At 37.5% G+C, this 19,398-nt stretch carries 18 protein-coding genes and 1 riboswitch; of the genes, 2 read left to right on the top strand and 16 right to left on the bottom strand.

Annotation, left to right across the window (positions count from 1 at the left end; genetic code table 11):
* Nucleotides 1–8: 8 nt before the first annotated feature.
* On the top strand, nucleotides 9–395 hold the full coding sequence (locus ACQKNC_RS13155) for an STAS domain-containing protein (protein ID WP_427425282.1): 387 nt from the start codon (nucleotides 9–11) through the stop codon (nucleotides 393–395).
* Nucleotides 396–597: 202 nt separating this feature from the next.
* Here ACQKNC_RS13155 and ACQKNC_RS13150 read toward each other — a convergent pair whose 3' ends face one another.
* From ACQKNC_RS13150 to ACQKNC_RS13085, 14 genes are all read right to left on the bottom strand, one after another.
* The gene (locus tag ACQKNC_RS13150) at nucleotides 598–1,944 is read right to left on the bottom strand and encodes a sodium-dependent transporter (RefSeq protein WP_427425281.1); all 1,347 of its coding nucleotides are present in this window, start codon (nucleotides 1,942–1,944) and stop codon (nucleotides 598–600) included.
* 311 nt (nucleotides 1,945–2,255) lie between these two features.
* Nucleotides 2,256–2,846, bottom strand: a complete 591-nt coding sequence (locus ACQKNC_RS13145; protein WP_427425280.1) for an ECF transporter S component — start codon at nucleotides 2,844–2,846, stop codon at nucleotides 2,256–2,258.
* 221 nt (nucleotides 2,847–3,067) lie between these two features.
* Nucleotides 3,068–3,265: riboswitch (FMN riboswitch) on the bottom strand.
* 252 nt (nucleotides 3,266–3,517) lie between these two features.
* The gene (locus ACQKNC_RS13140) at nucleotides 3,518–4,801 is read right to left on the bottom strand and encodes an RNA polymerase subunit sigma (RefSeq protein WP_427425279.1); all 1,284 of its coding nucleotides are present in this window, start codon (nucleotides 4,799–4,801) and stop codon (nucleotides 3,518–3,520) included.
* The gene (gene sigX / locus ACQKNC_RS13135; RefSeq protein WP_427425278.1) at nucleotides 4,798–5,331 is read right to left on the bottom strand and encodes an RNA polymerase sigma factor SigX; all 534 of its coding nucleotides are present in this window, start codon (nucleotides 5,329–5,331) and stop codon (nucleotides 4,798–4,800) included. The genes ACQKNC_RS13140 and sigX overlap by 4 nt, the downstream gene beginning before the upstream one ends.
* Before the next feature lie 86 nt (nucleotides 5,332–5,417).
* A complete protein-coding gene (locus ACQKNC_RS13130) occupies nucleotides 5,418–7,193 on the bottom strand; it encodes an ATP-binding protein (protein WP_427425277.1) in 1,776 nt (591 codons plus the stop codon).
* Nucleotides 7,186–7,902: a response regulator transcription factor gene (locus ACQKNC_RS13125; protein ID WP_049668637.1), complete on the bottom strand. Its 717-nt coding sequence runs from the start codon at nucleotides 7,900–7,902 to the stop codon at nucleotides 7,186–7,188. The genes ACQKNC_RS13130 and ACQKNC_RS13125 overlap by 8 nt, the downstream gene beginning before the upstream one ends.
* 334 nt (nucleotides 7,903–8,236) lie before the next feature.
* Nucleotides 8,237–9,424 carry a c-type cytochrome biogenesis protein CcsB gene (ccsB, locus tag ACQKNC_RS13120; protein WP_427425276.1) on the bottom strand — a complete coding sequence of 396 codons (1,188 nt, stop codon included), beginning with the start codon at nucleotides 9,422–9,424 and terminating at the stop codon, nucleotides 8,237–8,239.
* Nucleotides 9,421–11,097: a cytochrome c biogenesis protein ResB gene (resB, locus tag ACQKNC_RS13115; RefSeq protein ID WP_427425275.1), complete on the bottom strand. Its 1,677-nt coding sequence runs from the start codon at nucleotides 11,095–11,097 to the stop codon at nucleotides 9,421–9,423. The genes ccsB and resB overlap by 4 nt, the downstream gene beginning before the upstream one ends.
* Nucleotides 11,098–11,110: 13 nt before the next feature.
* Nucleotides 11,111–11,644 (bottom strand): thiol-disulfide oxidoreductase ResA, encoded by a 534-nt coding sequence (gene resA, locus ACQKNC_RS13110; RefSeq protein ID WP_427425274.1) that lies wholly within the window; start codon nucleotides 11,642–11,644, stop codon nucleotides 11,111–11,113.
* A gap of 348 nt (nucleotides 11,645–11,992) precedes the next feature.
* A complete protein-coding gene (locus ACQKNC_RS13105) occupies nucleotides 11,993–12,724 on the bottom strand; it encodes a pseudouridine synthase (protein WP_427425273.1) in 732 nt (243 codons plus the stop codon).
* 701 nt (nucleotides 12,725–13,425) lie between these two features.
* Nucleotides 13,426–14,013: a hypothetical protein gene (locus tag ACQKNC_RS13100; protein WP_427425272.1), complete on the bottom strand. Its 588-nt coding sequence runs from the start codon at nucleotides 14,011–14,013 to the stop codon at nucleotides 13,426–13,428.
* Between the two features lie 178 nt (nucleotides 14,014–14,191).
* Complete coding sequence (locus ACQKNC_RS13095) at nucleotides 14,192–15,262, bottom strand: D-alanyl-D-alanine carboxypeptidase family protein (RefSeq protein ID WP_427425271.1); 1,071 nt, start codon at nucleotides 15,260–15,262, stop codon at nucleotides 14,192–14,194.
* Nucleotides 15,263–15,353: 91 nt separating this feature from the next.
* A complete protein-coding gene (scpB, locus tag ACQKNC_RS13090) occupies nucleotides 15,354–15,947 on the bottom strand; it encodes an SMC-Scp complex subunit ScpB (protein WP_427425270.1) in 594 nt (197 codons plus the stop codon).
* On the bottom strand, nucleotides 15,919–16,698 hold the full coding sequence (locus ACQKNC_RS13085; RefSeq protein WP_427425269.1) for a segregation/condensation protein A: 780 nt from the start codon (nucleotides 16,696–16,698) through the stop codon (nucleotides 15,919–15,921). The genes scpB and ACQKNC_RS13085 overlap by 29 nt, the downstream gene beginning before the upstream one ends.
* A 55-nt stretch (nucleotides 16,699–16,753) precedes the next feature.
* Between ACQKNC_RS13085 and ACQKNC_RS13080 the strand changes: the two genes are divergently transcribed.
* A complete protein-coding gene (locus ACQKNC_RS13080) occupies nucleotides 16,754–17,260 on the top strand; it encodes a DUF309 domain-containing protein (RefSeq protein WP_427425268.1) in 507 nt (168 codons plus the stop codon).
* On the opposite strand, the gene ACQKNC_RS13075 is transcribed toward ACQKNC_RS13080, so the two are convergent.
* Nucleotides 17,254–17,628 carry a GNAT family N-acetyltransferase gene (locus ACQKNC_RS13075; RefSeq protein ID WP_427425267.1) on the bottom strand — a complete coding sequence of 125 codons (375 nt, stop codon included), beginning with the start codon at nucleotides 17,626–17,628 and terminating at the stop codon, nucleotides 17,254–17,256. The two genes, ACQKNC_RS13080 and ACQKNC_RS13075, sit on opposite strands and share 7 nt — an antisense overlap.
* Before the next feature lie 199 nt (nucleotides 17,629–17,827).
* Nucleotides 17,828–19,147, bottom strand: a complete 1,320-nt coding sequence (lysA, locus tag ACQKNC_RS13070; protein WP_427425266.1) for a diaminopimelate decarboxylase — start codon at nucleotides 19,145–19,147, stop codon at nucleotides 17,828–17,830.
* Nucleotides 19,148–19,398: the final 251 nt, after the last annotated feature.

The raw sequence follows: 19,398 nt of genomic DNA, 5'->3' as shown, positions 1-19,398 counted from the left end.
GCTATAGTATGAATCAGAAGAAAATTGCGATGGATATTGACACAAAGGCTGATTATATTTTGATTGCGTTTACTGGCGATTTAGAATATGGGATGATTGAAGAGATAAAAAAAGAGCTTCAATCATTAAACTTGGAAACAAAGCTTGGATACATTATCGATACGCAAAAAGTTACAAATATTGATAGTACTGGCTTTGGCATGATCGTCAATTTCGCAAAGAAAGTATCTGTAAAAGAAAAGAAAATCGCCATTATTGTCGTCGATGATTTTATTCGCAACTTGTTCGCTATTTCGCAAGTCGATAAAGTATTCCCTATGACTAAAAGCGAAGAGCAGGCAAGACAGATCATTAAAGAAGGCTGGTTTGGCGAACTATCGCTTAGCGAATATTAATGCTATTGTTGCCCCCATCATTCCATTTTACCATGCGTAATTGTGGCTGTCGCTTTGCTTTCGCACAGATAAATTGCTACACCCAATGAAAAGGAATCACATCAGTGTCCATCTCACCACCTTCAGAGGTGGGAGTGTGCTACTGAACGAAGATAAAAAAAGTAGGTTGCATTCCCGTAAAACGGAACACAACCTACTCTTTTTAATATTGTAAAAGCATGTTTACTAACACAACAATAATCACCAAAGGTACTACTATTAACATCAATAGTCGATATGTTGAATAGAACCCCTGCCCCATATGACTTCCTATTAACAATTCCCTCTTCACAAATTCTTTATCAACTACATGCGCAATAAAGATCGCAATCAATAAGTTGCCCAACGGAAGCATTAAATTAGAAACTAAAAAGTCAGTTGCATCAAAAATTGTTTTTCCAAAGATCGATACGTCCGCTAACGTGCTTGATGAAAGCGCTGCTGGGATTGCGGCAATAAAGACTACTACACCTAGTAGCATTGTCAATGTAGAACGAGACATACGCCCCTTCTCAATAAATGCAGCTACAATAATTTCATATAAACTAAAGGAAGAAGTTAGCGTTGCAAATAAAAATAATAATAAAAACATCGCTAAGAACACTTCACCAAATGGCATTTGACTAAATGCTGTTGGAAGTACCATAAATAATAAGCCCGGTCCAGATGCTGGTTCTAAATTAAAAGCAAATACAACAGGGAAAATTGCTAATCCTGCCAAAAACGATACAAGCACAGTAAGTATAACAACGGAGCCTGCAGAATTCGGTAAGCTTACATCCTTCTTTAAATAAGAGCTATACGTCACTAGACAAGAAAATCCAACCGCTAAGCCAAAGAAGGACTGCCCTAACGCTTCTAATATAGATTTCCCAGTTATATTGGAAAAGTCAGGCCACAAGAAGAATTTAACTCCCTCCATTGCCCCATCTAATGTTAAGGCTCGCACAACAAGCACAATAAACATAATGAATAATAAAGGCATCATCCACTTACTTGCCTTCTCTATACCATTTTGCACACCAAGTGAAATGACTAGTACATTTACTAGCGTAAATAACCCCAAACCTAGTAATGTAATCCAGGGTGTTCCTACAATCTTTCCAAATAGTTCACTAGGGTCATTGCCAGGATCAATAACAGCCCCAGTCACGCCAAGGCCACTATATATAAAAATCCAACCTCCTACAACACTGTAAAAAGTTAATAATAAAAAACAACCGAGCACGCCCATACGTCCAACCCAAGCCCAGCCTGTTTTCGTAGGCGCAATTTTTTTATAGGCAGTCACAGCCTCAGACTGTGTACCGCGACCTAAAACATATTCTGATAATAGCATCGGTAAACCAATCAACAATGTAAATAGGACAAAAATAAGGAAAAACGCTCCCCCACCACTTTGTCCTGTAACATACGGGAGCTTCCAAATTGCCCCTAGCCCGATCGCAGCTCCTGCCGACGCTAAAATAAAGCCTAGTTTACTAGACCACTGACTCTTTTTTTCGCTCATCTCTTCAAACTCCTCTAACATACTAAACTCTTCCTTATTCTACATTAAAATACTAAGCTCGACTAGATTAATTCTATCGATCACTTTGATTATCCAATTCGGCATTTCTTTCCGTCGCTCTGGCTTTTCTATCCTTCGCTTTGACTTTTCTATCAGTCGCTTTGTCAGTTCTTTCCTTCACTTTGACTCAAATCCTATCCTATCCTATCCTATCCTATCCTATCCTATCCTATCCTTTACTAGTTCTGCTCGTCTAACCTATCCGTTTCATATAAAAAAACCTCGAGCACTTAACAGCTCGAGGTTTCATTTCAATTATTTTGTAAATACATAGAACGCTGATTATTAATCCATTTACGCATTGTTGTGAATAGTAACGCCATGATGATAGTAATTAAAATACCTTTCACAATGTTAAATGGCAAGATACCAGCTATGATCATTTTATATAGTGAATCACCTACAACAGGCTCCATACCTAAAAAGTAAGTGTACATAGGTAAAAATATTGCATAGTTAAGAATGCTCATTCCTACTGCCATTATGATTGTTCCAGCAGCTAATCCTCCGATAAGACCTTTAACTGTTTTGAAGCGATTAAAAACAAAGCTTACTGGTAGAATAAATAAAATACCTGTTACAAAGTTCGCAATATGTCCTACCGGTACTCCTGTTGGCGTACCTGAGAAAATCCAGTCTAACACATTTTTAAATAATTCTACTAAAATACCGGCTACAGGCCCCATTGTGATTGCTGCAAGTAGTGCTGGCATATCACTGAAGTCTACTTCCAAAAACGCTGGGAATGGCGGAATAGGGAAATTAAAAAGCATTAATAAAAACGAAATACTGCTCAGCATGCCAATCGTAATAAACGATTGAAGTTTAACATTTTTCTTCATAGTAAACTCTCTCCTCTTTGCTGATTCAATCTCGCAAGAAGAAAGGTTACGACCTAATCAAGTATTATCATGAAAAAACCCCTATGCAAAAAAGCATAAGGGAGAATAGGCATGATTAAAAAACGCCATTAATTAACTATTTTTGAGCATATGCTGTGTGAATCCACATCAAAAAAACGCTCGTACATAGCTAAATTCATAACAATGAATGACGATCGTACCTCCATCTTCTCCCATCCAGACTTTAACTGTCGGCCTTGGAATTGCACCAAGTCAGCCATGCAAAAAATAATTTGCACAGGTCGCGGGCTAAAGAGTATTTAGTAAATCATTCGAGCTAATGTGTCTAAAATGAAATATTAGCGATTTACAACTCTATTACCGCCGGTCGGGATTTTCACCCTGCCCCGAAGATGAATCAATATTTTTTTGTTTCATAGCCTTACTATAAAGAATTATTAGGGAAAAGTAAATAGCTTTGCTTAAAAAATCCCGATTAAACTTGTATGTTTTACAGATTCTCGCTAATAGCCTTTTCTCCATCCCCACTGATTACTCTACCCGTCAATAAACTGACAAGAGCATTCACGCACATACAGCGGCGAGAATGCTCAAAAAATTTACTTATTAATTTCTGTTCATCCATTTGTTGAAGATTAGCGTCATGCTATTTATGGCATATATCGTTTATTGGCTCCCACAGGCTTTGGCAAGAAATTTTTAAAATCAAATCCCTCCCAGCTCTCCTGTACAACATTGTCTAGCCGTATTTGTTTATCAAAGCTTGCAGCAGTAAGCATCATAGCTTCAATCATTTGAGTTGCTCGAACAGCATCCATTGTCGTTAAATCAAGTGGCTCATCAAATGTAACAATAACGCCTTCTGCTACCTCTTTCACAGTGTATGTTATATTTTCCGGTACGACTGAAACGTATATATCATCATTTTTATTTCGCATAACGGTAAGAGCTTCTGTTACAGTGGAAAAAGTTTTGCGGGAATCGGGTGATAAATATTCAGACCCATTATCATCTTTATATAAATAATAATTAAAATGATTTGAGTTTGTTAATTCCATAATCTTACTAGGCTCTTCTTGCTTGGAAAACTCGTATGCTGTACCATCTGGATTTTCAAACTCAATATCTTTATACTCTGAGTCTGAGAATGTATCTTGTAAAGTTCCTAAATATTCGCCAGTATCTTTAGAAGCGACATCATAGTCATTTTTCTTTGGCAATACATGAACTAGTTTATCGCCCTTCTCCTTCAATTCGCCTTTATACGGATGATAGTTAGTAAAACCATTAGCTTTCTCATCAATTTGCGGCGCATACTTTTCATACATTTGTAATGTCGTAGGCTTTTTCTTCCCAAAATCAGTAGCAACTCGTTCATTTGGAATGATATATGTCATCGGTACACTTTCCTTATCACGATTTGCCAAACCAATATGGAACACCACTGCATCTGTTAAATCTTCCTCATAAACGGATGATCGTAGAGACATGATCCGTTTATGTTCTGCTACTATATTGGACTCCATAAGATTATCATGGTTGATAGAGCTTTTTGCTGCACGATTATCCTGTATTGTTGAATATTGAGAAGTTTCAGGAGCATTAGCCTGATCCATCTTCACATCATTGTTTTTCATGAACATGGTGCCTGTAAGCACTGTTAAAGCGAAAACAGCTGCAACACTCATAAAGATTGGCCATTTACGAACTTTCTTCTTTAGTATCGCTGTCTCGGTACTTTTTTGTTGCTCATGCGATGTTATTTCATCATCTAATGGTTGTTGTATAGCTTCTTGAAGATGGACATTATCCTGCAAGCGAGCATCTGCCAATAATCGATTTAATATTTCCTCTTTCGAACGGCGGTCAGAAAGCTTAGGGGCATTATTCAATACATGTTCAAATTGGTCATCATCAAATTGATTATGTGTCACTGCCGTTTCGCCTCCTGTTCTCTAACCTGTTGTAGCTGTTGCCTTAAAAATTTAATGGCACGATGCTGAGTGGTTTTTACCTTCGCTTCTGTCCAATCTAGTATTTGCGCTGTTTCTGCAATCGATAAATCTTGAAAGTATCGCATAATAATGACCATTTTTTGGTCACCTGTACAGTGTTCAAGTGCTGATTGTACTTGCATAAATTCATCACTGGCCTGCAACATGTCTTCCGGTGATGGTGTGGTTGAATGTAGCTGTTCCGTTTCCCAATCAAAAAAATCAAGTGAATGTTTTTGACGTACAGCCTGCTTTCTAAAATGATCAATAGCGACATTTTTAGCAATAGCAAAAAGCCATGTCTTTTCGCTACTATTTCCTGCGAACTGATCATATGAGCGTAATACGCGAACATAAACCTCGTGCGCTAAATCCTCAGCAAGTGTACGGTTTTTTACTAAATAAATAAGAAACTGGAACACGTCTTGATGATATGCATCGTATAACCGATGGAACACGGAGTCATTCAAAGCACTCCACCCCCGTTCTATTATATTTGTCGTCTAAATGTTCTCAGAAGTTACAGCCAATTAATACCATTTCAATAGTGATGATATTAATCGAATGGTAAATAAAACGTGAAGGTAGTCCCCTCTTTCAGTACACTATCTACCATAATATTTCCTGAATGTGCCTTGACAATATTTCTAGCAATAGCTAACCCTAGTCCAGTTCCGCCTTTAGAACGAGTACGTGCCTTATCTGCTTTATAGAAACGTTCAAAGACATATGGTAAGTCCTCTTGTGGAATACCATGCCCTGTATCTTGGACAGATATTTTGGCAAAGGTTGGCTCCTGCTCAACCTTCACTGTTACAGATCCTTCATCAGTATGACGGAGAGCATTATCAACTAAATTCGTTAATACTTGTTCAATCCGATCCTCATCTATACTAATCGTAGCTTCGGCATTAAATTCACTGTCAAATATCAGACGAACATGCTTCTCTTTTGCAACCTGTGCAAATTTTTGAGTAATACGTTCAAATGTTGAATTGATTGGGAGTTCATCCTTGTAAAGCGTCATATGCCCCGATTCCATACGCGCAAGGTCTAATAAATCTGTTACGAGGCGTCCCATACGCTTCGATTCATCATAAATAATTTTTGTAATCTCATTACGTTCTTCTTGATCCTGAATAAAATCATCATCCATTAGGGCCTCTGAATAACCTTGGAGCATCGAAATCGGCGTTCGTAGCTCATGAGACACATTGGCAATAAAGTCTGAGCGTAGTTTTTCTAGGCGATGCTGCTCAGTCATATCACGAATAACTGCAACCGCTCCACGTATCGATTCTTCACTATAAAGAGGGCTAATCGTAAACGTATAGTAACTTCCATCCATCTCAATTTCTTCTTCAAGCTTATCCTCAAACATCAGTACATGATCGAGCATATGATAAAGCTCTGGCGGAATTGGCTTCGCACTTTGTGAACCTTTATTGACAAACCATTTTTGCATTAAACGGTCCGCGGGCGGATTACTTAATAATATTGTACGATCACGATTAAACGTAATAACTGCGTCTGTCATGGATGTTAAAATATTTGAAAGCTGTTCATTTTCTTGATTGATCACTTCTAGATTGTGTTTCAATTGACGTCCCATTTGATTAAAAGCAACAGCAAGCTGGCCGATTTCATCATTTTGCGTAGTCGGCATCTTCGCTTCAAAATTCCCTTTAGAAATTTCAAATGCCAACTCACGCATTTTACGTAATGGTGACGTAATACGCGATGAAAGGAAAAACGCAAAAAATGTCGTTAGTACAAAGGCAATGAACGCAGATAAAAAGACAACTTTCGTCGTCTCTTTTGATGTTTTATGCAGTGCATCTGGACTTTGATAAATAAAAACAGCCCCGTGCACTGTATTTTCCACATTTAGCGGGAAACCTAGCACAACATACGATTCCATTTTTTCTTCGTCTGTAGAAGACGGCATCAGCATTTCCTTAATAATCGGTTTATCTGATTGAAAAACTTCTTGGAACGATTTATTAGCTAAAATCATATTCTGGATTTCTTTTTTATTTACACCTTCCTGCAAAGCAAAAGAAACTCTGTCATGGTTAATAGCAATTAGCGCATTCGTACTTTCGGGTAAAATATCTTTTAATAATTCCGACGTCGACTCTGCTGTTTTTTTATCATCTACTATACTTGCAACGGTTGCTGCTGTTTGACGCAAAGAGCTTTCTGCTTGCTGCATATGGTAATTCTGAAGAAACTCAAGCATTAAAACCGTGAAAACAAATAATACAAATGAAACGAGAAGCAATATGGTTACCCATAGCTTCCCGACAACACTATTCCATATTCTATTCATTGACAACCTCAAATTTGTAGCCAACGCCCCATACAGTAACGATCATCTTCGCTGCGTTTTCAGAGACACGGTTGAGCTTTTCACGTAAACGTTTTACATGTGTGTCAACTGTACGTAAATCGCCAAAGAAATCATAATGCCAAACTTCTTTTAGTAATTGTTCACGGTCAAATACTTTGTCTGGTGATTTCGCTAGGAAATAAAGCAATTCATACTCTTTAGGCGTTAAATTTACTTCGATCCCCTCTGCTGTTACACGGTGAGCATCATGATCGATCATTAAATGTTGAAATACAACTAAATCTTTTGAAGAAGAAGCATTTGTCGAAGGCGAGAAGGCTTGAGAACGACGTAATATAGCCTTCACACGTAACACAACCTCACGAGGACTAAATGGTTTTACAATATAATCATCTGCTCCAAGCTCAAAGCCTTGTACACGATTCGCTTCCTCGCCTTTTGCAGTTAATAAAATAATCGGTGTTGCTGCTCGTTCACGGATTTCCGCACATACTTCAAGTCCATCTTTTTCAGGCATCATAATGTCTAGTAAAATACAGTGATACTCTTTTTCTAAAGATTTTTCGATCGCTTGTTCACCATTTTCTGCTTCGTCAACAAGGTACCCTTCTCGCTCTAAATACATTTTCAATAAGCGTCGAATACGATCCTCGTCATCTACTACTAATACTGAAATATTTTCTGACACTTTAACGATCCCTCTCTTCTAATCTTTCTCTACCCTCTATTGTACATGGTACAGTACATATTGAAAAGAAAAGAAAGCCTTCTTGCCACAGCAAGAAGGCCTTTCTTTCTAATACTAGCGACGTAAAAATCTCATATGTGCTATAAATCTCAGCAGGTGTTTGGACATCCGCTGAAAAGTAACTTAAATTCGCATTCAGCTCACCACCAATAAAGGTGGGAGACTTCTGTACCTGTCGCTACGCTTTCGATACAGAAAATAATTGTAGCTGACACTTTGCTTTCGCTACATAAACAATTGCTGAAAGAAGTTAATCAGTTTTTATCAAATCAGTTTAAGCTGAAGCGTATGAGTGTAAACCTGCAAGGATCAAGTTAACAGCAATTAAGTTAAATAATATAATTCCGAAACCAATTAATGCTAACCATGCAGATTTTTCACCTTCCCAGCCTTTTGATAAACGTAAGTGTAGGAATGCTGCATAGAATAACCATGTAATAAGTGCCCACACTTCCTTCGGATCCCATCCCCAGAAACGACTCCACGCAAGTTGTGCCCAAATCATTGCAAAGATTAAAGCCCCTAACGTAAATACTGGGAAGCCAATTATCACTGAACGATAACCAATTTCATCCACTAATTGTAAATTCACTCGTTTGACAAAAGGTTGGAAAATCTCACTAATTCGACGTCGTGCAATTAATCGAATTAATAAGTACAAAACAGATCCTACTAATAATGACCACACAACTGTTGTTAATTTCTTCGCATTAATGAGTGCAGGCATTTCTACTAACGGAGACATGCCATGTTCTTCCACTGCCTTATATTCATTCATGCCAAATAGCGGAGGCATTTGGTAGGTAATTTGACGTTCATTACCCTCTTTATCAGCATAAGTATATGTTGAATCGTAATCCATCATTTTAAAAACTGATGTAGCAACCACGAAACCAACGACTACCACAAGGAAGAACATTACCGCTTCTAACCAGAAACGTTGTTTAGAAGGCTTCTTTAAATCAACTACTTTTAATAAATAAATTAGTCCTGCTACTGCACTAATTGCTAAAATTGATTGACCTAAAGCAGCTGTAATAACGTGAATTGTTAACCAGTAACTTTGTAAAGACGGCACTAAAGGACTAACCTCGGTCGGGAACATCGCCGCATAAGCAATTATTAATATCGCCACAGGTAATGCTATTAAGCCTAGAGCAGTCACGCGATAAATAAAATAAATTAAAACGAATGCCCCAACAACGAACATACCGAACGCAGTCGTAAATTCAAACATATTACTAACTGGTGCATGGCCTGAATAAATCCAACGAGTAATAAAATAACCAAGCTGCGCAAGTAGACCGATAATTGTTACAACAATTGCAGCCTTGCCCCATTTTTCGGTATTTTTACCTGTTGCATTCGATTGCTTTATCGAACCACCAAATAATAAAGTTGCAACTAGGTAGGCAATGAATGCTACAAATAATAGGTTTCCACTTATGTCAATCAAACTCATAAGGTGTTGTCACCTTCCTTTTCTTTAGTGCCTCGCTTAGTGGATTTCTTGTCATCTTCAGGCTTATCTACCTGATCTATATATGGTGGTAGACCAGCAAAAGTAGTGACTGTATCTAAATCCTTTTTCATACTAAACATATTTTTATTCACATGGGCAGCCATCAACACTTGACCATCCGGCTCCACCTGTAACCATAAACGTCGGTGGTTCCAATACGAGCCAATTACTACACCAATCATGAAAATAATACCGCCTACAAATAAAATTGGTATCGTACTGTCCTTACGAATTGTAAAGTTTGATGAATTACGCATCTCTGCTCCTGCGAATTTCATTCTATATTTGTTTTCACCAAGTGGTTCAAGTGGCGGCTTCCTAATTTCTACAAAGCTTACTTCACCTTTTGGAGTTTCTGGTGTTGTCATTTTAAATAAAAATGCTGGATTATTTGGTATTGATGATTTTGTCTGTGGTTCACCATTATCAAAGCCAGCAAAATCTGGTGTATAAACAAGAATCTGTACTGAGGAACCATTTCCTAAATCATATTCTTTTTTAGGATTCGTTAAATCAATTTGAATTTGACCAAGTGAATCTTCTTCATTTGCTTTATTCACTAAATTAAAATTCATCTGTCTCAATTCGTTAAGACGATAATTCATTTGATACAGCGCAAAACCGTTTTCTTTTAACGGATGATTAACACGAATAGAGTAATCTCTTAATTTTTCAAGATTGTCTAAATCTCCAGGAAGGGCTCCCTCAGGTTGTTTGTATAATGTGACGTCTGTTTGATAATTTTTCGCCATAGCATTTACACCTTGGTTCATTTGCTCGTTCTGGGGCTTATTACCATGGGTTTCCAAAATAAATTTATTATTTTTAATAAAATAGCCGTCCATACCTGGTATAGCTCGTGTCTCACCTTCACGTATCCAAATCGTCTCATCCACATAAAAACCAGGTAATAAGCGCAACATAACACCTGCTAAAAAGATAATGAGACCGACATGATTTATGTATGGGCCGTACCGAGCAAAACGACCGCGCTCTGCTAGAAGTGCACTTCCATCACGACGAACATGATATTTTAATTCAGTCATTTTTTGCTCAACTTTATCTAGCGTTTCATCAGGGTTTGACACTTGTCCTTCCGCAACGATACGTTGACGCTTCATAAAACTTTCATGACGTTTAACTCGTTGATTTTTTAGAGACTTATGCAATGGTAAACCACGGTCTAAACTCGCAACAATAATAGATATCGCAAGCATACCCACTAAAATTTGGAACCACCAAGTGTTATACAAATGAGAAAGTCCTAAATTATTATAGAGTTTGCCCAACACACCATACACTTTCTCATAATACTCTGCTTTACTAGGTTCCGGGGCATTAACATAAATCGCTTGCGGTAGTATTGTTCCAATTGACGCTGCGACCAACGTAATAATAATGAGGGCAATCCCCACTTTTACATTCGAGAAGAAATTCCAAATTTTATCGATGACTGTTTTATTATACGTTTTTGAACGAATCGCCGTTCCGTCGTAGCGCATATCAACAACTTTTGTTTGTTTACCTTCCTCTGTTAAAGGACGACCACATTTCTCACAAAGCTTCGTGCCGTATGGGTTACTATGACCACAAGCACAAATGATGTTTTCCATAGTCATTTTCTCCTTATTTTGGCTTCACTAATTCCATATACGATGCAATATTTTCCTCCGTCATTTCACCAGTAGTAATCTTGACTACTTTACCATCTGGATCAATAAGGACAGTTGCTGGTAAATTACCTACATTGTAGGCAGTCATAACACTTTTCGTTTTGTCAATAACTACAGGGAACGTTAATTCGTGTCTATCGACAAAATTCTGTACTTCAAAATCTGTTTGTGCAATATTGACCGCCAATGTTTGTACACCCTGATCTTTATAAACTTTATACTGACGGTCCATTGCAGGCATTTCCTTCTCACAAGGCTTACAAAAAGTACCCCAGAAGTTCAAAAACACTCCCTGTCCTTTATAATCAGACAGCTTATGTTTCTCACCGTTTAAATCTACTAACGTGAAGTCTGGTGCTTTAGAGCCAACTGCTATTAACTCTACTTTATCCTTTGTCGCTGTTCCGTATACCGTGTAACCAATTGCTAATACTAAAACTGCCAAAATTACGGTACGAATGACGAGACGTTTTTTCTTTTTCTCCAAGTTAATAACCCCCTATCAATGATGGCTTTGAGTAACTCCAATTGACGCTAAGCTTTCATACAAACACTCATATGTATAGTTTTTCACCGTATAATTTACAACATTTATGTTTGTCAAATTTTATATTTGTCATTCACTTATGCGTCAAACACCGCCTGATAAATGATGGAACCGATTTCATCAGAATAAACTAATCTAGGTATACCATTCCCACCTATTATAGCAAAATGAAACACAAACGCTTAGCTAATAATTATGAATGATTTATGAACGATTACACTAATAAGAAAGTGAATACATTACTATTACACATAGAAGTATTTCACTTTCTTTTAAAAAAATGCTTATTTATCCGATTTTTCCTGTCTCCGCTAACACGCGCAATTGCTTCACTTCATGCTTTGATAATTCACGATATTCCCCCGGCGCTAGTCCAAATAAATCTAAAAAGGCAAAGCGTTCACGTTTTAGTTTAACAACAGGAGTACCGATTGCATCGAACATGCGACGCACTTGACGATTTCGCCCTTCGTGAATAGTAATTTCACAGATTGCCTTACCTGCTTTTTCATCAAATGAAGTCATACTAACTTTTGCTGGAGCTGTTTTGCCATCTTCAAGCTTAATTCCTCGTTGAAGCTGTTTTAAACCTTCAATCGTTGGAACACCCTTAACACGAGCAATGTATGTTTTGTCGATTTTAAACTTCGGATGTGTCAGCATATAAGAGAATTCACCATCATTTGTTAATAGCAATAAGCCCGATGTATCATAATCGAGACGGCCAACTGGGAAAATTCGTTGCGGAATATGCTTAAACAAATCTGTGACAGTTTTACGTCCTTTGTCGTCTGTTACAGCCGATATCGTACCACGTGGTTTATATAGTAAATAATAAACTTTATCCTCTTTCTCCAGCTTCACGCCTTCTACTTCTATCGTATCTGAGTTGGAAACCTTTGTCCCTAACTCACGCACTACGACTCCGTTCACTTTTACTTTACCTTCTACAATCAATTGTTCCGCCTTACGCCTAGACGCCACACCAGCATAGGCAATGACCTTTTGTAATCTTTCCATTCTTTCACCTCTAGTTTTCATTCACCTTGGTTTAGAAACCAAACTTTAAACCTCATTCGCACTTTATGAATAAGGTTATTTTTCCCGCTAATCTGTGAAAATTATGTCATACTTTTATACATTATTAAAGAAAAACTAATTATGCATAAGTAATTAAATTATTTGAAATAGTTTTTATCAACTAGTTTCTGGATAATTTGCACTTGAATTTTAAGAATCACCACCATTACATGGGATTGATTTCCATTCCGACTAGAGGTGTCCGATGAGCCGCTTGAGCCAGCATTTGTTTTTTGCGCGAAAGCGCAGCGGCAGCAGCAGATGTTTTTTGTGCGAAAGCGCAGCGGCAGCAGCAGATGTTTTTTGTGCGAAAGCGCAGCGGCAGCAACAGATGTTTTTTGCGCGAAAGCGTAGTGTTAACGTAGCAGAGCATGGCGGTCTTAGTATAATTCCTATATTTCAGTAGTTGTTTGGACATCTACTGTATGGAACCGCATCTGCATTCATCTCACCACTTTTAGAGGTAGGAGTCTTCTACTGAATGAAGATAAATGGCATACGTTTTAACAAATGTCACCCCAACATTTGGCGATAATCAAATTTATCCATACCCTCTTATTATTTTTAATGAAATAGCAATCACATTTAAAAATTTTCAATAAAACAGAAAAAAGGCCACCATTTTCGGCAGCCTTTCAAAATTACTCATTTTCACTATATTTATTTTCGATTTTAAGTCCATAGTTACTTAATTCTTCATTAATAAATTGCTTAGCGCTTGATAACTTTCCTGTTAAAGATTGTTCAATTGTTGCACCATCTTGTAATGTAAAAATCAATTTATCTGGTGAACTCACACCATTTTTTTCTACAATAGTCTGTTCAACTTTCACAATATCTTCCCAGCTTGTAAAATCCTCTTGCAAACTAAAAAAATGATTCATATGAAATCCTTTTGTATCAATATATTGATAGTTATTAATACATAAAAATATCAATGCACCAGCAATTACAAACGATGTTACCACGATTCCTCGTTGAATATTCTTCCTTTTTTTTGTTTTAGGAGTCACTAAAAAATTGACTAATAACGTGACTGCTAGCATGATTAATACTACCATCATCAGAATATATGCTGTAAAAAAAGGATCAAAAAAGTAGTAATCTTTAGGTCGATAGAGCAACTCTTGAATAGGATATAAAAAGATAACGGGAGCAATAAAGCTTGACAAGAATAAAATTATTATAAACCCTATTTGATATTGCTTACTCTTTGATTCTTTGGTCATAAATACCCCCCTACAAATATTAGAAAATTCAATTAAATGTCACCATAATTAATTTTACCAAATTTTTTATCACTTGTTAAATAAAACTAATTTATTCACACAGCTCGATAGGAACTGGCGTCGTCTACAATCGTTATCCTGCATGTGTGTCAAAAACAAAAAAATCAGCGTATCGCTTTTAACGATCCGCTGATTCAACTTTTACTGGCACTGCATAAATACGCTCTTCGCCGATAAAGATGGATAGTACACCTTCCTTACGTTTTCTGGAAACATGCAAAACTTGTCTTACACTTTCTTTTTCTTCTTTATTTAACTGTAAAAGAATTGGTTCCTCTAAACGAATGGAAAGATTTTTATTGACTTTATATTTACCTTTTTTCACTACAGTCTCAAGACTGTAATCTTGCCAAACCTTGTTGGCTAAACCCCGATGTACATTCCAGTCATCGGATTCATTCAAAGTGACGACAATACAGGTTTGCCCGTCCTTTTGGAAGGCAGTTGCAAGGGTACGACCAGCCACCTTTGTAAAACCTGTTTTTCCGGCAAATGCTGAACCTTTTGCTGATTTTAATGCATTAACAGGTTGTTGTGTCTCATCGCCTATTTCGACTGCAACCCCTGACCCTTCTCGTAATAAACGATGCTTATTTTCCCATAACATCCCGTTTTCAGTATTGGCACGAAATAGAACTGTAGAGGCAATCTTCTTGAAAGTTTTATTTTGAAGAGCAATTCTCAACATTTCAGCAGTATCTCTCGCTGACGATAAATGCTCATCATGGTGCAAGCCAGACGGGTTCATAAATACTGTATTTGTGAGACCAGCAACAACAGCCCGCTCATTCATTAACTTTACAAATCCTTCTACCGATCCACCAGCATGCTCTGCTAAAGCGGTTGCTGCGTCATTCCCTGAGCGAAGCATCAAACCATATAACAGAGTTTCTACTGTAACTGTTTCACCCGCCTGCAAGTAAATTGACGAGCCCTCAGCCGTTGCAGCTCTCGGTGAAATAACCACTTCATCTTGAAGATTGCTATTTTCAATAGCAACAAGTGCTGTCCAAATTTTTGTTAAGCTAGCAATTGGTAACCGTACATCACTATTTGATTCAAATAAAACACGGCCCGTATCCCCATCTAAGACAGCATATCCGCTACCTCCTCGTGCTAAACTGGTTTGTGGAAGCATTAACATTACCACGACTATCATTAACAATACTAAACGTACTAACCGAAGCAACGAGCCACTCCTTATTATAAGTAATAGGAAAATATAGATTATATTTATGCTTCAAACAAAGCATTATACCTTTAATTCACACCTTGCTCATTTACTTTACTCCACTAAAGGTTTCTTGGAATTTAGTCATAAATAAATCTGTTTCTTGCTCTGTTTCAACTAGCTCATCTTCAGGTAAAGGCGGCATTTCTTCTATATTATTTAAACCAAAGTAATTTAAGAATTCTTTTGTTGTACCATATAAGATTGCACGCCCAGTTCCTTCTGAACGGCCAACTTCCTTAATTAACCCTCTAGCAGCGAGCGTTTGTATTGGCCTTTCACATTTCACACCACGCAAATCTTCAATTGCTACACGTGTAATTGGCTGTTTGTATGCCACAATAGCCAATACCTCAAGCGAGGCTTGCGATAATGATTGAACAGTTGGATTTTCTACTAATCTTTGAATGGTATCTGCTAATTCAGATTTTGTGATAAGCTGATAAACTCCAGCTATTTCTTTTACAGTAATACCTCTTTCTAAATCTTTTTCATATGTTGCTTTTAACGCTGCCATTGTCTGCAACACTAACTCTTCCGGTTCGCCTAAAAGTTGCGACAATTGTTTAATAGTTAAACCGTCGTCTCCAACAACGAATAATAAGGCTTCTATTCTACTCTGTAGCATCAATGTTTTCGTCATCATCCCATTCCTCCTTCTGTAAAGTAACTGTTAATTCTTCAAAGTTACCATTTTGCTCTACGATGACGATCTGACGTTTCATTAGTTCAAGAATGGATAAAAACGTCAGAATAAGCGTTGGCTTATCTTCATAGGGAAAAAGCTCGAAAAATGATGCACGTCCACCTGTAGTTCGTAATGAATCGACAACCGAACGCATTTGATCTTTCACTGAGCGTTCCTGTCTCGCTACAGTTGTCTTTAATGGTTTTTTTAATTTTTTGCGGCGCATTAGCTTTTGAAATGCCCCAAGCATGTCATAGATGTTGACGTTCAAATCAAATAACGCCATTTGTTCATCCGATGTTAACTCTGATAAATCTGCTGGCTGCCGTGTAAATACCTGTGCCCGATCTGTTTCAAGCTCTTGCAGGCTACTCGCTGCTTCTTTATATTTCTTATACTCTATTAAACGTTGCACCAATTCTTCACGAGGGTCTGGGCCGTCGACTTCTAATTCGGCATCTTCTAGCTCACCTTCGTGAATTGGTAAGAGCATTCGACTTTTAATGGCCAATAATGTTGCAGCCATCACTAAATATTCACTAGCTTCATTTAACTCCAGTACCTGCATAGCATGTATATGGTCGATATATTGTTGAGTAATTTCAGCCATTGGGATATCATAAATATCAATTTCCAATCTGTGAATTAAATGCAATAATAAATCAAGAGGCCCTGAAAAGGCTTCTAATTTTACTTCATAAGACATTGTTTTACCACCCTGAGATTCTATGTTCTTTTAGTATAGTAGAAAGGAGTCCAAAATGCATCCACAGCATCACACTTTATTTATCGACTATTGTGCTTTTTTTAATGGTAATCAAGATTTTTTTGAATGCCATGAAGTCCTTGAAGAATACTGGAAGGAAATTGCTCCAGGTGATAAAAAGCATCCTCTCGTTGGATACGTACAACTCGCAACAGGTTTATATCATTGGCGACGTGACAATAATATTGGCGCTGCGCGAATCTTAGAAAAAGCACTCAATAATTTTCAAAATAATATGGGACATATCTTTTTTGACGAAATCGACTACGAAATACTACTAACACAACTATTAAATTCACTTTCTGCTATCCAAATGGGCAAGTCCTTTCATGCATTTCAGCTTCCTCTTTCACCTATATTGGAGGAATTAGTATTTGTTCGCATACAGCTTTTACCATCAAGTAGCTATAACTATCTTCTTCATAAACATATGCTTCGAGATCGCTCACATATTCTTGCCGAGCGTCAAGAAAGCAAACAAAGAAAAAGCAGACGTCAATGATCGTCTGCTTCTTCATCGATACAATTTATACATTTTTTAACAAAATTACGTGTTTCCCCCGTTGCACGCACACTTTCGTACTGGCCAAGTTCTGCCACTTCCTGTAGCATTTCCTTCGCAACGCCTTCACCTCTATAAGAAGGGACAACGGAAACATGTTGAATCGTAGCTATATTATTACTGTCTGTTACAAGTCCAACAATGCCAACATACTCATCGTTCTTTTTCCATAAATATAAAACCCAATTATCATCATTTTCATAGGAGTGGATTGTCTCTTTGAGCTTTTTTATGTCTTTTTCGTTAGGCATAAACGAGAGTAGCCCCATTGCTATTTTCTCGAAAGCTTTCTTATATCGAATTAACATATTTGTCTATTCCCTCTTTTTCTAGCTGTACATAATCTTTGACTATCCTACACGATTTGTACTTTTACCGCAAGTCAATTTCTGTCTTACGAACCAGGTCCGAGAATACCTTTAGACGCCAATACCCAATAGACAACGCCCCACAACAAAATAAAAGTTGAAATGGACGCTAGTAATACCCATTTGTTTTTTCTCAAATTTACTCACCCTTTTTTAACGTTAGCGGGAGATCGTTTTGGACAATATCTTCATAGCTTTCGCGTCGAATTGCTAATTGATGCTTTCCATTTTCTACAAATACAACTGCTGGTCGTGGCACACGATTGTAGTTACTCGCCATAGAATATCCATACGCACCAGTACAGAAGATTGCTAGCACATCACCAGAAGCTGCTTCCTGAAGCTTAGCATCAATAATTAATTTATCGCCTGATTCACAAAGTTTACCAGCCACTGTATAAGTTGCATTTTTGGATTCATTTGCTTTACTCGCAATGACCGCCTCATACTTCGCATCATATAATGCCGGACGAATATTATCACTCATACCACCATCGACAGCAATATATTTACGAACATTAGGTACTGTTTTTTGTGAACCAATTGTATAAAGTGATGTTCCTGCATCACCCACAAGTGATCGCCCTGGTTCAATCCATATTTCCGGCATAGTTAAACCAAGTACAGTCGCTTTGTTCTTTACAACTGTAATCATATCCTCTACATATACTTGTGGCTCAAGCGGTTCATCTTCTTCAGTATAACGAATTCCGAAGCCCCCTCCTAAGTTTAACACAGTACACGTAAAATCGTGAGTCTTGTTCCAATCAGAAATTTTATCAATTAGTTTTTCTCCTGCTAAGCCAAAGCCCGCTGTATCAAAAATTTGAGAGCCAATATGGCAGTGTAATCCTAGAAGCTCTAGGTATTCATGGTTAAAAGTTTGTTGGAAAGCTTCATCTGCTTGGCCATTATTTAAATCGAAGCCAAATTTAGAATCTGCTTGGCCTGTCGTAATGAAATCATGCGTATGTGCCTCAACACCTGGCGTGACACGTAGTAAAATACGCATTTTTTGTTGACGGCGCTCTGAGATTTCTTGTAAAAGTTGAATCTCATAGAAGTTATCCACTACAATACAACCGATTTTCGAGTCAAAGGCTAATTCTAACTCAGCAATGCTTTTATTATTACCATGGAAATGTATACGCTCTGCGGGGAATCCAGCTTTTAAAGCTGTAAATAATTCTCCACCAGAGACAACATCTAAAGATAGATCTTCTTCTGCCGCTAACTGGTACACAGCTACACATGCAAATGCTTTTGAAGCATAAGCTACTTCTGCTTTTACACCTAGTTTTTTAAACGTATCAATAAAGCCGCGTGCACGCTTACGAATAAGCGCTGTATCATACACAAATAAAGGTGTACCATACTCTTTTGCAAGCTCTAATGTATCTACCTGTCCTATCGTTAAATGTCCATCTTCAGAAATCGCTTGTGTTCCATATAAATGCATGTGCATCTCTCCCTTTTCACATCGTTCCATTTTGTGATAAAAATTGCACCTAAAATGGAAATAGCATATTACTATCCTTTTCAGTTCAGAGGTATCATTCGACAATGGCTCGAACAGTACACGAGGGCTAATATCATATATATGCCAGCACCGTGTCGTGGTGAACCTTTTGATGAATGAAGACAATTTTCGCAAAAATCACAAAATACTATATGTGAACTTTATCACATGAAAAAAACGAGTGCAACGGC

Origin of the sequence: Lysinibacillus sp. NPDC094177 (assembly GCF_050279145.1) — a bacterium.
GTDB lineage: Bacteria > Bacillota > Bacilli > Bacillales_A > Planococcaceae > Lysinibacillus.
This window is presented reverse-complemented; position numbering and strand designations above follow the sequence as displayed.

What these genes read in the sequence shown, in the direction of transcription:
- ACQKNC_RS13155 (WP_427425282.1), top strand. Translation starts at nt 9, where the DNA reads ATGAATCAGAAGAAAATTGCGATGGATATTGACACAAAGGCTGATTAT.
- ACQKNC_RS13150 (WP_427425281.1), bottom strand. Translation starts at nt 1,944, where the DNA reads ATGAGCGAAAAAAAGAGTCAGTGGTCTAGTAAACTAGGCTTTATTTTA.
- ACQKNC_RS13145 (WP_427425280.1), bottom strand. Translation starts at nt 2,846, where the DNA reads ATGAAGAAAAATGTTAAACTTCAATCGTTTATTACGATTGGCATGCTG.
- ACQKNC_RS13130 (WP_427425277.1), bottom strand. Translation starts at nt 7,193, where the DNA reads ATGAATAGAATATGGAATAGTGTTGTCGGGAAGCTATGGGTAACCATA.
- ccsB (WP_427425276.1), bottom strand. Translation starts at nt 9,424, where the DNA reads ATGAGTTTGATTGACATAAGTGGAAACCTATTATTTGTAGCATTCATT.
- resB (WP_427425275.1), bottom strand. Translation starts at nt 11,097, where the DNA reads ATGGAAAACATCATTTGTGCTTGTGGTCATAGTAACCCATACGGCACG.
- ACQKNC_RS13105 (WP_427425273.1), bottom strand. Translation starts at nt 12,724, where the DNA reads ATGGAAAGATTACAAAAGGTCATTGCCTATGCTGGTGTGGCGTCTAGG.
- ACQKNC_RS13100 (WP_427425272.1), bottom strand. Translation starts at nt 14,013, where the DNA reads ATGACCAAAGAATCAAAGAGTAAGCAATATCAAATAGGGTTTATAATA.
- scpB (WP_427425270.1), bottom strand. Translation starts at nt 15,947, where the DNA reads ATGACGAAAACATTGATGCTACAGAGTAGAATAGAAGCCTTATTATTC.
- ACQKNC_RS13085 (WP_427425269.1), bottom strand. Translation starts at nt 16,698, where the DNA reads ATGTCTTATGAAGTAAAATTAGAAGCCTTTTCAGGGCCTCTTGATTTA.
- ACQKNC_RS13080 (WP_427425268.1), top strand. Translation starts at nt 16,754, where the DNA reads ATGCATCCACAGCATCACACTTTATTTATCGACTATTGTGCTTTTTTT.
- ACQKNC_RS13075 (WP_427425267.1), bottom strand. Translation starts at nt 17,628, where the DNA reads ATGTTAATTCGATATAAGAAAGCTTTCGAGAAAATAGCAATGGGGCTA.
- lysA (WP_427425266.1), bottom strand. Translation starts at nt 19,147, where the DNA reads ATGCATTTATATGGAACACAAGCGATTTCTGAAGATGGACATTTAACG.